General features: G+C 35.5%; 13 protein-coding genes. All 13 read right to left on the bottom strand.

The window, feature by feature from the left end; genetic code table 11:
- Positions 1 to 152 precede the first annotated feature (152 nt).
- The 13 genes from EA772_RS05610 to EA772_RS05550 all read right to left on the bottom strand — a co-directional run bounded on the left by EA772_RS05610 (position 153) and on the right by EA772_RS05550 (position 12,563).
- Positions 153 to 2,120, bottom strand: coding sequence for a WG repeat-containing protein (locus tag EA772_RS05610; protein ID WP_124911736.1), 1,968 nt, complete (start codon positions 2,118 to 2,120; stop codon positions 153 to 155).
- Positions 2,121 to 2,583: 463 nt separating this feature from the next.
- Positions 2,584 to 3,555, bottom strand: a complete 972-nt coding sequence (locus EA772_RS05605; protein ID WP_124911734.1) for a hypothetical protein — start codon at positions 3,553 to 3,555, stop codon at positions 2,584 to 2,586.
- Positions 3,556 to 3,953: 398 nt separating this feature from the next.
- Entirely contained in the window at positions 3,954 to 4,292 is a 339-nt protein-coding gene (locus EA772_RS05600; protein WP_124911732.1) for a hypothetical protein, read from the bottom strand.
- A 105-nt stretch (positions 4,293 to 4,397) separates the two neighbouring features.
- The gene (locus EA772_RS05595; protein ID WP_246834051.1) at positions 4,398 to 5,153 is read right to left on the bottom strand and encodes a VanW family protein; all 756 of its coding nucleotides are present in this window, start codon (positions 5,151 to 5,153) and stop codon (positions 4,398 to 4,400) included.
- A gap of 72 nt (positions 5,154 to 5,225) precedes the next feature.
- A complete protein-coding gene (locus tag EA772_RS05590; RefSeq protein ID WP_124911730.1) occupies positions 5,226 to 5,771 on the bottom strand; it encodes a hypothetical protein in 546 nt (181 codons plus the stop codon).
- Positions 5,772 to 5,789: 18 nt separating this feature from the next.
- Positions 5,790 to 6,227, bottom strand: coding sequence for a hypothetical protein (locus EA772_RS05585; RefSeq protein WP_124911728.1), 438 nt, complete (start codon positions 6,225 to 6,227; stop codon positions 5,790 to 5,792).
- Between the two features lie 21 nt (positions 6,228 to 6,248).
- Positions 6,249 to 6,566 carry a hypothetical protein gene (locus EA772_RS05580; protein WP_124911726.1) on the bottom strand — a complete coding sequence of 106 codons (318 nt, stop codon included), beginning with the start codon at positions 6,564 to 6,566 and terminating at the stop codon, positions 6,249 to 6,251.
- A 173-nt stretch (positions 6,567 to 6,739) separates the two neighbouring features.
- On the bottom strand, positions 6,740 to 8,371 hold the full coding sequence (locus tag EA772_RS05575; RefSeq protein WP_124911724.1) for a hypothetical protein: 1,632 nt from the start codon (positions 8,369 to 8,371) through the stop codon (positions 6,740 to 6,742).
- A 263-nt stretch (positions 8,372 to 8,634) separates the two neighbouring features.
- Positions 8,635 to 9,498: a hypothetical protein gene (locus tag EA772_RS05570; protein ID WP_124911722.1), complete on the bottom strand. Its 864-nt coding sequence runs from the start codon at positions 9,496 to 9,498 to the stop codon at positions 8,635 to 8,637.
- A gap of 336 nt (positions 9,499 to 9,834) precedes the next feature.
- Complete coding sequence (locus EA772_RS05565; RefSeq protein ID WP_124911720.1) at positions 9,835 to 10,566, bottom strand: hypothetical protein; 732 nt, start codon at positions 10,564 to 10,566, stop codon at positions 9,835 to 9,837.
- Between the two features lie 11 nt (positions 10,567 to 10,577).
- Positions 10,578 to 11,534, bottom strand: coding sequence for a hypothetical protein (locus EA772_RS05560; RefSeq protein ID WP_124911718.1), 957 nt, complete (start codon positions 11,532 to 11,534; stop codon positions 10,578 to 10,580).
- Positions 11,535 to 11,600: 66 nt separating this feature from the next.
- The gene (locus tag EA772_RS05555) at positions 11,601 to 12,239 is read right to left on the bottom strand and encodes a hypothetical protein (protein WP_124911716.1); all 639 of its coding nucleotides are present in this window, start codon (positions 12,237 to 12,239) and stop codon (positions 11,601 to 11,603) included.
- 75 nt (positions 12,240 to 12,314) lie between these two features.
- On the bottom strand, positions 12,315 to 12,563 hold the full coding sequence (locus tag EA772_RS05550; RefSeq protein ID WP_124911714.1) for a hypothetical protein: 249 nt from the start codon (positions 12,561 to 12,563) through the stop codon (positions 12,315 to 12,317).
- Position 12,564 lies beyond the last annotated feature (1 nt).

The raw sequence follows: 12,564 nt of genomic DNA, 5'->3' as shown, positions 1-12,564 counted from the left end.
CCACACGTAGTTGCGAGGCACGAAGCAATCTTAAAGGAAATAACATGTTCGTTTATAACGTTGGCGGGGAGGCCAACATAAGAATACTTCTGCGTTGGCGTCCCCGCCGACGCTTAACTTGGTAAATCGGGCTATAGCTTCCCTAATTGGTATTATTTCTTGTAGGTTTTAATAAACGAAGCAAAATCCATTGCCTGGCTTTTATCTTTTAAGCAGAATTTAAACTTTCCGTTTTTATCAAACTCTTCGCTCATGTGGCAGAAGATAAACGGCGTAACTTCGTTGCCTTTTTCGTCTATAATTCCGTACCAATAATTGCTCCCATCGGCAGTTCTAATTCCTGCCATAAAATAATTGTTGACACCATAGAAGGGATTGATAAATTCGTATTTAAACGGCGTTAACAAGTTGAGGTTTTTGTCAACCAGAGCTTTTTTCTTGTTCACATCTTCTGCCTCAAACAGCGTTGGATATTTAATATCAGAAGCGATAAACTCATCTACCAGATGAATTTTTTGAATGCCTTTATTCGGAATTTTTTTGAAGTTTAAATCGTACAGTTCATCCAAATTGTGGGTTTTGCTGGCAATGATAAATTGCCCGTGTTTTTCAAAACGGTAATATTCAAATGGCAAAATAGTTTTTTCTCTATTCAGCATTACGCCAGATTTATCTTCGTTACCTACAGTTTTTTCAAAAACATCGTAACCTGGTTTTAAAGTCTGCACATAACTTACAAATTTCGGTAGCGGAACCATCTTTTTGCCAGCTACATTTAGCCAGTACAATTTTTCATCGCCTACAAAATATTCATTTGCTACCTGTCTTAATTCATCAAATTTAGGCTCAATAACGGTTTCGCCATCCCGGTTTGAGATACCAAATTTTCTACCACTATTTTTACTGTAAAAAATGATATTTGGTTGAGCTTCGTCAAAGTATTTTGGGTTTAAGTAATGATTGCCATATTTTACCATTGCTTTATTTTGCAACGAAACAGATTTTGTCGCCACAAAAACATCAATGCTTTTAATATCATCCGGAAATTCTACGATAACAAATTGCGTTTGCACTCCAATTACTTTTTTGCCTGCGTTAGCAATTTCGTTGTACAAACTCATATCGCCAAGTTCTTTTATTTTCTCCTTATCCTCAAAAAGTTTATTTAGGTAAGCATCAAATTCGGTCATGTTTTCTTTCGCATCAACCTGGTTCTGGCGGATTTTATCTAACTTTTCTTTTCCGCTTTTCTCCTCGTTTTCTTTCAATACTTCAGCGAAAATATCGAGCAGTTCTTTTAAACTTTCGCTTATCTTTTTATCAATACCTAACATGGGTGTAGCGCTTAATGCATTGCTATTCATCCTTAAATTTTGGTTATTATAAGCCTGATAACCGATAACTTCGGCATACAACTCCATCGGAATTTTGAGCTGAGCCATATTTTCTTTTAGGCTTTCAACTTCTATTGTAGCATCTTTATAATCTTCCGTTTTGGCCGATTTATCGATAGAAAAATGCTCAAAATCGGTTGGGAATTTTAAACTGATTTCCGCTTGAATACTATCAATACGTTTTAACCCGATATCAGTTTTAGCTATTTTTTTACCTCTAAAAAAGTAAGCTTTTTCGTGGGTTACCACATCATCTTTAAACGGTTTAAACAAACTGTCCTTTTTCTCCAAAATGTGATTGTCATCCGTTAGGCTAAACCTACTTTCATATGAAAACATATCCTGCCCGTAAAGACTAAAAGTGCTGTCGGCGTAGCCATCATTAAAGTTTTGTTCAAAGAGCAATTTTTTGCAGTAGTCATCAAATAGTGCCTTAATTGTTGTTTCGTCATGGTTAATTTCAAATTCCGGAACCGATTTATCAACCTTAGTTTTCTCGCCCGATGAAAAATGTGAGGTTAACTGCAAGGTGAAAGTGGCCGTTTTGATCAATTTGTTTAGCAACGCAGTATCTTTTCTGAGCTGGTTTTTGAGCTCATCGTATTTCATCGCTTTCAAAGAGGCAATGTACATCTTTGCTTCAGGTGACTGAGAAGTTGGCGTTTGACTACAAGCATATAAAAACGTACTCGTGAGCAATAAAATTAAGATCCGTTTAAGTTTCATGTTTAACTTTAAATATTATTTATTTGAAGCGCAATTGAGGTGCTTTTTTTAACGCTACTCCCGCTTTCCGCTCTCATCGCCGATAAAAATCGGCGGATTTCCGCTACAATCGGGGCTATAAACTTAAGTCGGTGCACAAGAAACCCCTCAAAAGCACTACCTACTTTTAATATAAACCCGATTGGCCTTGCAATACTTTTTGTTGCTGTCATCTTGAGCTTGTCGAAAGATTGTTTCTGGTTAGTAGGTGCTTCGACAAGCTCAGCATGACAATGTTAATTGCTGTACCAACAAAAAGATTGCAACAAAAAGCGGGGCTACCATTGCCGAAAAGTACTTCCATTGTTTTTCTAATATTTTTAAAATTTGGTTAACGTTTTGGTGTTTCGTGATGCTGGCAATCGAAGCACAAATGTTGAACTTTGCAATATCGTCCAAGGGTTGCAAACTATTTTTGTTGTTTTTACTCCCAGGGTAATTCTTTCTTTATCAAATATTTAGATGTTGTTTCTGCGTATAAGAAATTCATTAGTTCGTCTTTAAAATCGTGGTTTAAATGAATTCCTATTTCCATATAAAAATCTGCAAAAAACTCTCTGTCAGCAGTTTCAATATATGTGTTTTTTAAAAGCACTATCGTATTTTTAACATTTTCTATAGATTTTTCGTAATTATTTTCTTCTATATCGTTTAGTAAAATTTTCGTTTTTTCTTCTAACTGAACTAAGACCAGACTATCCATTAGCTCATCTTTTTTGATAAATTTGAGCCTCCTGTTTATGTCTGTCTTTAGCTTTTTAAGAGCAGTTGGCTTTCTTTTAGCGTGCTTATTGAACCATGATAATAGGAAACCGTCAATATTGTGCGTTAATATTTTTCCTAATTCAGAGTAGATGCGGGGCAAGTTGTAAAGCAAAGTCATGTTCCCGTTGCTTTCCACGATTTCAAAACCATCGAAAAAGGAAAATGAATTTGACGTAAGATTTATAAAATCTTTATTAGAAACAGTGTCTTGTGAAAGTATCGTTTCGAAATCGTTTTGGATTTTGAGGTTAATTTCTTTTTCACTAAAGTTGTACGCATTTTCTAAAAGAAACTGAATTCTTTCTTTTTGAGATAATCGGGTTGAAAACCAATTTTTGATAACATCTTCAACAATATTAGGAAGAATTTTGCCGTTTGAGTTTTCATAAATTATTGTTCTGAAAGATACTCTTAAACGTTCTCTAAAATGGTGGCTTTTTAAGAAAAATGAAATTTCTTTATCCAAAATATCATACATCAGTTTTTCAATTTCTTGCTGATTACTTGTATTTGCAAGTGTTTCGATGATATTATTTAAATTATTTCCAATGCGGAAATAATCAGCTTCCGTAATCGTATTATCTTCAACAAGATAATAGATGGTATCTATAGGTCCTTGATAAAAATTCATTTTCGTGTTTGGTTTAGATATAAGGATGCATCATTTTACAGGGCTAAAGAATTTAAGGCGGTGCAAAAGAAACCCCTCAAAAGCACCGCTAGCTTGGTAATATAAACCCGATTGTAGTGGCAATACTTTTTGTTACTGTCATCATTGCAAATCAGTAGATGCTTCGACAAACTCTGCATGATAAATATAGTAGCAGTACCAACAAAAAGATTGCAACAAAAAGCGGGACTGCAATTGCCGAAAAGCACTTCCATTGTTTTTCTAATATGTTTTAAAACTCGCTTTCGCTAGCGTATCCACCGCTGTGTTTCAGCTAAAAACTCTTCGGCAGTTTGTTTCTTACTAAAATGTGCAAATTCGATTTCCTTTTCGTCTTTACCGTCATTACTAAATGCAATTTAAACGCCATGACCTGCATTAATGAGGTTTACCGTTTTCTTTACAAGCAGGTATCTGGTAATTGCATTAAAGTTGAGAGTACTTAGTTTTAGGCCAAACCAGTGTTCTGAAACGGTTTTATTTACTACGTTAATTCTTACATTTCTGCCTAGTTTGTAGGCGTAAAGGCCGATAGGAAGAACCGTAAATGCGTAGTAGGGTCTACCATCGTGGTTGGTGCCGTTAATTAAAAAGTGTACACCAAGGCTGGCAAAAACCGCAAGCGCAAGAATTGGAAAAAGTAGCTGTCTTTTTACGATGTACTCATCGCCGTTTTGTTGGTAAAATTTGTTTTCCATAGGTTTGTTTATGCAATAAAAATAACAGCATATACTAAAACTAAAAACAGTAGTTATTATTTGCTGGGCATTATTTATTATTCGCTGGAAAGTGGAAGATTTTACTTATTCCGTTGTATCTAAAAATTCTGCTGGTGTGTAAGTAACCTTTGCGAAATTTTTCATGATCAGTTCTGTGGCTACAACTTTACCACCTTCAAATTTTAATATTTTATCTCTCCAGATTTCATTTTTTCGATAAAACTGATGATCTATTTTTAAAAACTCATGCTCTTTTTCGCTCACATGGTAGGCATAGTTAAGTTCGGTATCGATGCGTAATTCGCCTTCCAAACATTTGTCTGTAAACCAAAGGTTAATTTGAAAAGTATGCTCGGTATTATTGGTAAATTGATAATCGAGGTAATTGTAAAAAACGGTAGCGCCACTGCCAAAAGGCAAAACCCGCCCGTCATCTGGAAATGGATCAAATGAATGGTGATATCGTTCTGTAACCGTTAACGGACTGTGGATAACCAGCCAATGAATAAGGTTAGAAATTTGGCAAATGCCACCGCCAATACCTGCCTTTGCTTCGCCGAATGAAAGTTCCATTCCTAACAAATAGCCTTTCTTTTTGGTAGGCAAACCCACCAATTTGCAAAACGAAAACGTTTCGCCTGGTTTAATGATAATGCCGTTTATGTTTGCCGAAGCGATTTTGAGATTGGTTACTTTGTTAATTTGCAGTTGCTCATTGTTGTCGCCAAGTTTTTTAAGCAGAACCGATTGATGTTTTTTAATCCGGAACTCGAGCTTATCACTGGCTTTGGTTTTTGCATATTTTTTACCATCTAAAATCCATTCCAATTGTCTTTTCATCCGCCTTGCGTTAACTGCTAAAAAATATAAAAAAGGATGCCTTTGGCTGAGTAACTTTCTCTTTTTCACAGGTTAACTTTTCATTTTAAGATATTCCGAAATTTCAAAAATCCAATCGCCACCTTTGGCAAATAAAAACGACACTACGCCTAAAATGATCAGGTAGGAAACCAATCTTTTAAAGAACAGTTGGTAGTGATTTTCATCTTTCAAAAAGCGAGCGCTTACGATTAGAAAAATTAACCCAGCAATTATCCCTGTTACGGTACCCATGTAAAGCTTTGCAAAATTCTCGAAGAAAGAAAAAATTGCGATTGTTAGCTCAAAAGCTTTAGAGTTAGATTTAGATAATTCGCTCTCTGGAAGAAAGACGAACCAACAAATAATGCTAAAAATGCAACTGCAGAGAAGAAAAAGTAAACCCTTGTAAGTATTCCTACCCATAAAGGCGTACATTAAGATGAGCATAGCAATGCCCAAAGTAAAATAGGTAAATTTTAAATCGCTTACGAAGCTGGCCTTGCTATATTCTACCGGAAAGATGACGCATAAACTGATGATTAAAATTACTGCTCCCGCGATTAATATTGGTTTTTTAGGCTTAATTTCTTGTATCATTTTATTTTGCAATTATTTTTATCTTTTGTCTTTTTGCCAAAAGAATTTAACTCCGCTTCGTATCTCGCTATAATTAAAATCTCGCTTAATTTTAAAAATGTTGTTTGGGTTAGAGAACAGAAATCCATAAAACGACATCGTTAAAATTGCAATACTGTACAGTCCGAATTTTAAATATTTATGAACTATAATCGGCTTTAAATAGTTATCCACCAACCAAATTACAGTTAATAGAAACGTAAAGTAAACTAGGAAATTAAATACAAGTTCTGAAACAAATATTTGAAATGAAAGCGAGGTATGCCAACCTCTGCACATAAAAGCCAAAGGAAAACCATATAGAAATTCGTTTGTACCATCTTCAACACTAACGTATCGCCAGTGCGTAATCATACCAAAAAAAATAATTGTCAACGGCAATACAATTGACAAAACGAGTGCTATTACTCTTTTCATTGTTACTAATTTTGGCATCTATTATTCATTCGTTTCTTGCTTATATTTTTCTGTTAATTCCTTATCTAAAACAAACTTTAATCTTCGGCCCTGCGTTCGCAGTGTATCAGCATTAATAAAAAAAGTATATGATGGCGAACCTCCAGTTCTACCAGGCGTGGCGAAATCGTTCCAAGCTCTTTTAACCCGTGTGCCTTTTATTCTTTTAACCTTCATTTTTGTGGGCGATAAAATCTCAAACCAATCTTTAGGTTCATCTTTAAAAAGGTTCATTAAATCTGGTGCTTTGTCGCCACCTCTAAATGCAAAACCTTTATGCTGAATGGTTTTTTGATCCACATCTACTTTGTAAAAACCCTAGTAAATTTCGCTTTTATATTTTTTGTCCCACAATTCGGTAGTATCTCTAACACTATAGATTTTGAGGTTCTGAGCATGGGAAGTTAGTATGAAGATAAGCAACACAGAAAGCAACGGGATTGTATAAAAAATAATAAACTTGCTGAATTTTATCATAATTTCCTTTTGATGAGATAAAATCCCAGACCAAAAATCGCCAATGCAAAACCACCGATCGCATAGTAATTTAAATCCGAACTAGTCTTTTTTTTTATCGACCCTTTTACATCTTTAATTTTATATAATTCTTGCAAAGCTTCGTAATTATCGGCTTTATAATCTGCCGGATCAGCGGTTTGTATAATTTGCAGTTGTTTCGCTTTTTCATTTAAATAATACACTGCATTTTTATCTTTAAAAAAATGATGATACTTCACCTGAACCGGAGGCGTATTCGGCATATCGCCAGCACAAGAATTGATTACTTTTACAAAAGAACCTAAAGCGCTTAATGTTTCGTAATCTGCTATAATGGGGTAACTTTTTTCGCCATCGAATAAAGCGTTATTGAACAAATAAAACATACCCAGTTGTTTAACAACCTTACTGGTTAATTTCTTTTTGTTATCCATGTGGATGTTGAACCGATCGCCTATAAAATGGATGTAATTATCATCTACCAAAGCTTTCGATAAATAGGCTCTGTAGCTGTAAACGCCAGGAAAAAATTTGGCATCAGCAGAAATTTTTGTGCTAACGATTTTATAATCGTTATCGGCTTCGAAATAGTAAAAATCATCGCCTTTAAATAATTTTCCTTCTATCGCTTCAAGTTTAGAAACATCAGCTCTTATATCGTATGATTGGCTAAAATCGTCGTCCCAAATGGGATAGATTTTGTTTTGGAAACGAACATAACTGCTATTGCCAAACTTTGGTAGCAGAGGTGTAGACGCATAATAGCTAAAATAGACGTCTATGTCTTCGCCGGTTAAAGGGTCTCTGCCCGATACCGAATGACCCTCGCGTTTTTTTATTACTTTATCGCTCCACCACATTACGGTAGGGTTATCGACCAGTTTTAGCTGATTGAATTTTCGGTTCACCTTTAATGCCCTAAATTGGGGTGTAATATCTTCAAAACTGCCATCATTTCTGATGGAAAAAATGTGCTGTTCATCCGCAATAAAATCTTCATTATTTCGGGGATTACAAGCGTAATAAACTAATTGCGCTGGGTTTAAGTTTGGGATAGTTTTTACAGTTGCCTTTTGGGTGTAGAAATCGATATAAACTGAAAACACCTGTTTATCGCTTTTTACATATAGGCCAGAACTGAAGCATTTAACATTTGTAATATTTTGGGGTAATTCATTCAGCATTATTTTTTTTGTATCCTTTCCCCATGCAGTAATGTAGCTCCACTTTCCATCAATTAAAAACAAACGTCCGTTGATATGTTTTTGGTTTGGATTTGCGCCTAAAATCTTAGAATAAATGGCTGAGTGATCTTCATACTGACGATTTTTTTCTAACTGATAGAAGCCATTTTTATCACTAAACATAAAAGTGCTTTCATCTTCGCCAATGGCTTTGTAAGTTGCCAGGTCTATTCCTTTTATCGGTTTATTAATTTGCCGAACATAGCTAAAACCGTTCGGGTCTTTTTCTGTCAACTGATAAAATAAGCCACGCTCATTTTTGATAATGGCATGTTGTGTGGAAGTATGATAGTGATAACATTCGCTGGCATTTAGCGATGGACCAATAATTAAAACCAAAAGAAGAAAGATTAATTTTTTCATTTGATATTAAGATACCGCTTATTTAACAATCAAAATCAGCATTCTGTTATTCGCGTTTATATGGCCCATATTTGCGTAGTTAGACTGATTATTTGAGGAATTAACATTTTGATACTGCAATTAAAATATTGATAAAGCCATAACCTAAAAGCGTTAAAATAATCAGTACAATATTAGAAATAGCAAGTTGCTTCAATTTAGTAAACCGCAACTAAGCCGAATAAACCTAGCGTAACCGCTAAAGCTTTAGTCCAGAATTTCATTTAATAGTAAACTATTTTCCGTTTGATGATATAGGTTGGGTCAGGGATGTAATTTTTGCTATTTGACTTTTTTGTCTCTGTCTTTTCAATCCAATTGCCATTAAAATCATATTTAATGGCATATTTTGTAATCACAATGGTTCCCTCGCTTTCGTATTTATTTTCTACAATATCGCCCTCTTTATTATATTGGTAAGTTACGGTTGATGGAAAGCGTTTTGATTGCGTATCTTTAATGAGCTTATTTTCAGGGTTATAGGTTAAATCATTTTGCTGATAGATTTCGCCTTGCTTGTCTTCCAGTTTTTCTTGGATCAGATTTTTTTTAGCATCGAAAAATTTATGCTGAACGTAAGCTAAAACAAAAGTTTTTTTCTCTTCGTCATATTCGTAAACTGTGCCTGTTTCTTTGTTAGGCTCGTAAGTATATTCAGAATAAAAACTGCCGTTTTTCTTGAGCATTTCTTTACCGTTTTCTATAGTTTTAACATCTTTTCTAAGCAATTTATTTTGTTGGTATTTACACGAAATTTCTTCGTAAACCTCGCCAGTTCGGTAACCTATTTTTTCTTTTTTGGTCAGGTTTTTATCCTCATAAAAATAGCGTTCGTGTAAGTTGTAAGTGTTTTTGTTCTTCGCTTGATCGAACTCAATCACATATACTTTTTCTATATTTCCATCAGAGTTGTATTCCACCAATTCGTCCATTCCTGCTCCTTCTCGTCGGGTTCGGGTGCCACTTTCGTCTACTTTGTAAAAGATTACTTCTTCCGATTTTATTTTTGGTTGATTAGCTGTTTTTTTTTGTGCGCAAGAAACTAATGTTGAAATTAAAATGAGGAATAAGATGTTAAGTTTTTTCATTTTTTTTATCTTTTTTGAAGCGCAGAACCTGTGCTAATTTTAAAGTTTGTTCCCGCCAATGCTACAATTCCCGAAGAAGCCTGTGAAACAAGCAAGCGTACAATAAAGAAATTGCAACCAATGCTTAAATCGGGGTATTTCCGCGTATGTCGGGGCTATATAACTTCTTTTTTATGCTTTTGGGTGGGTTTTACTTGCACAAACTTTGTACATAAACCCGATAGCGCCAAATAGCCCGGAGCGAGGCAAAGCCTTGCCCGATTTCTCGGGAAGCGAGGACTATTGGCAATAGCGGGACTGAAAACCGCCATCAACTCCTGCACTTTCATTTTCAAATTAATGCCCAACTTTTCTAAAGGCCTCAATCATAATCGCCCTCGGATCGGCATCTTTAAAAATTGCTTTTGGTATTTTATACTTTTTGGTGGTGGTTTCGCTAGGCATATCTTCTTTCATGGTATTGATGTCGGTTTGCTCGTAAATGCCTTTTAGCAAATCGAATTTTTGCTCAGTTTGGCCACCGGCGCCCATGTTAAAAGTGGTAATGTGAGTGAGCACCATTTCTTCGTTGATGTATTTGTAAGCGCCTTCTAAACTGCCGTTAGGACCAGTTGCCTGCATAGTTGTTACCAGTTTTCCGCTATCGATGCTTACCTCTTCGAAATCATAATTTTTAAAGCCATCTTCACGATATTTTGGGTCGAAAGCGGTATAAGAAATGGCGTTAACGCTATAAGCCTCTCCTTTTTTGAGCAATACCAGCGTTGGGCGAAGCGCTGTGGTATCGGTAGTTTTAACTAACACAATTACTTTGTCTGCTACGCCATCATTGTTCAGATCGCCTTCGGCTTCTAAGTCAATTTCGTAATCTTTTGGGATGAGATTTTCGACTTTATATGCCGTATTGGGGAATGCGGGCAAAGGCATTTCCAGTTTATTTGTGTTTAAGGTATCGGGTTGATGTGCTATCGTATCAGCTGGTTTTGCCTTTGTTTTTTCTTCGTTTCGGCAGGCAGAAAAAGTGACAAGAGTAAATAAAATTAAGCTGTTTAAAATATTTTTTTTCATTTTGATTTAGATTATAGTTTACTACTGGAAAAGGCTCCCGTTTTGTAGGTTTTTTTCTCAATCAGGTCGATAAGATGTAGCATAATTGGTTTTTTCTCGTAGTTTTCAAGCTCGTCTTTGGTTAGCAAATCAGAAAGCACTCGGTTTACGTCGTCGTAATTGTTGTTAAAATCGTTGGTAAGCATACAGACCACTCTACTAAAGCGTAGGCAATCGCCAAATTCATACTCGCTCTGAAAGGAAATATCTTTTAATTTTTGCAGGTAATAATCTTTAATTTCGGTTGGGTTGGTGTTGGCAATTAAGTCTAAAAAGGTTTCGTTACCATTAAAAAATAAGGCTCTTGCTTTTGCCAATTGCTGTTCGTTAAGTTGGGCCGTATCGGTTTTAAGGATGCCTTTTTGCTTGTAATATTTAACAAAATTTTCATCGGGCGCTACGTTATTATCCAAAAACCAATCGATGGATCTGGTGTATCGTTCTTTTGGGTCTTTAACTTTTTCGAGTGTCGAAACACTTTGTATTTGTTTGATTAAATCTTGCCAACTGGCGAATGGATTTCTGTTTTCTACAATTCCAATTACTTGATATTGTTTTGCTCCTTTTTGCAAAAAAAGCATGCCGTAATACTTTGGTCTTGGACCTATAGGTGTAGCATATCCAATTCCCATACAATCGCCTTTTTCGAAGATTTTAAAATAATCTTCATTTTCTACCAGGTAAGGTAGTTTGGTGTTGGCGTATTTAAAACCGACCGTGTTTTTTACTGTTTGAGTAACGGCTTTCAACTGGTAGAAATGATTTGTAGTGTGGTCATTTATAACATCATCAATATAAGCAATGCTGTCTTGGTCGTAAAGCAAAATCACATCGCTTTTGAGGGTAAGTTTTCGCACATCGAAATTTTGGGCGTTGGCAAACGAGTAAAATAAAAATGTAAGGATGAAAATAGGTAGGTGTTTGTTCATATTTTTATTTTAATGATGATGTGAGCTTTGGGTTTCCATATCAATTCCTCGTTCTTTTCATGACGATTAATAATTAAATGACGTTTTTTCTATGAAAACGTGTGTGGTTTCTACAGTGTCTTTCTCAAAGAAATATTTTACGGTAATGCTGGTATCGGTTTGGTTGATCAATTCTGCATTTTTAGCATCTCTAATCTCTAAACTTTTTAGCTCTGGAGATTTGATGATATTTTTCGGATCATTAACGTCCTTAACTTCGATCCAAGTGGTATCGTTTGTAAAAATCTCATCGCCATCTTCCAGTTTGATCTTATCAAACAGCAAACCATCCTTTACAATCTGCAAACGTGGTCTGCCCATTACACCATAATTCACAGTTTGTACGCGAATGTTATTTTCGAGGCTGAAATGGTTTAACCGACCACTGCCAGAACCTGCAAGTAGAATACCGAAAAATGGTATCGCCATTGGCAAAATGCTAAGGATTAGCCCTGCAACGAGCAACCAAAAATATATTTTCGTGCCTGTTTTTTTCCAGAAACTGACGATGACAATAGGCGTAACCAAAAGCCAAATCCAAAAGATTACCCTATCGCTCCAGTATCCAGCAAAGCTCATTTGCCAAAAGCAATAAAGTATTACATTAAGCACCATTAAGGCAGAAATGAAGAGGTAAACCTTAGGAAGGATTGGTTTATTTTCCATGCTTAAATTGTGTAATGGTGCCCCAAATCAAAAAATAAATCGTTCCTAAATATAAAATAGCGCAAGCGCTGGTCGCTAAAAAATCGTTGTCGCTCCAATGTTTTTGGTTGATGAAATCATCATAATAGCTTCTTCTACTACTAATTCTGCCGGATAGCTTGCAGGCATATCTTGCATGCCCAAAGGCGATTTGAAATAAAACTGAAAACTCGGACGATATTTTAGGAACGGGCCGTGTTCGCCAAATTCATCATCAGCATAAATGCCTGTAAAAAGCCAGGTTGCGATGAGGAAAATGATACCGATTTTTAATTTTTTGTTCATC

This window comes from Pedobacter sp. G11 (assembly GCF_003860265.1).
GTDB lineage: Bacteria > Bacteroidota > Bacteroidia > Sphingobacteriales > Sphingobacteriaceae > Pedobacter > Pedobacter agri.
The sequence above is the reverse complement of the archived record's forward strand: the minus strand, read 5'-3'. Positions and strand labels throughout refer to the sequence as shown.

Excerpts from the sequence above, each read along its gene's own strand:
- EA772_RS05610 (WP_124911736.1), bottom strand. The coding sequence starts at position 2,120 with ATGAAACTTAAACGGATCTTAATTTTATTGCTCACGAGTACGTTTTTA.
- EA772_RS05605 (WP_124911734.1), bottom strand. The coding sequence starts at position 3,555 with ATGAATTTTTATCAAGGACCTATAGATACCATCTATTATCTTGTTGAA.
- EA772_RS05600 (WP_124911732.1), bottom strand. The coding sequence starts at position 4,292 with ATGGAAAACAAATTTTACCAACAAAACGGCGATGAGTACATCGTAAAA.
- EA772_RS05595 (WP_246834051.1), bottom strand. The coding sequence starts at position 5,153 with ATGAAAAGACAATTGGAATGGATTTTAGATGGTAAAAAATATGCAAAA.
- EA772_RS05590 (WP_124911730.1), bottom strand. The coding sequence starts at position 5,771 with ATGATACAAGAAATTAAGCCTAAAAAACCAATATTAATCGCGGGAGCA.
- EA772_RS05585 (WP_124911728.1), bottom strand. The coding sequence starts at position 6,227 with ATGAAAAGAGTAATAGCACTCGTTTTGTCAATTGTATTGCCGTTGACA.
- EA772_RS05575 (WP_124911724.1), bottom strand. The coding sequence starts at position 8,371 with ATGAAAAAATTAATCTTTCTTCTTTTGGTTTTAATTATTGGTCCATCG.
- EA772_RS05570 (WP_124911722.1), bottom strand. The coding sequence starts at position 9,498 with ATGAAAAAACTTAACATCTTATTCCTCATTTTAATTTCAACATTAGTT.
- EA772_RS05565 (WP_124911720.1), bottom strand. The coding sequence starts at position 10,566 with ATGAAAAAAAATATTTTAAACAGCTTAATTTTATTTACTCTTGTCACT.
- EA772_RS05560 (WP_124911718.1), bottom strand. The coding sequence starts at position 11,534 with ATGAACAAACACCTACCTATTTTCATCCTTACATTTTTATTTTACTCG.
- EA772_RS05555 (WP_124911716.1), bottom strand. The coding sequence starts at position 12,239 with ATGGAAAATAAACCAATCCTTCCTAAGGTTTACCTCTTCATTTCTGCC.
- EA772_RS05550 (WP_124911714.1), bottom strand. The coding sequence starts at position 12,563 with ATGAACAAAAAATTAAAAATCGGTATCATTTTCCTCATCGCAACCTGG.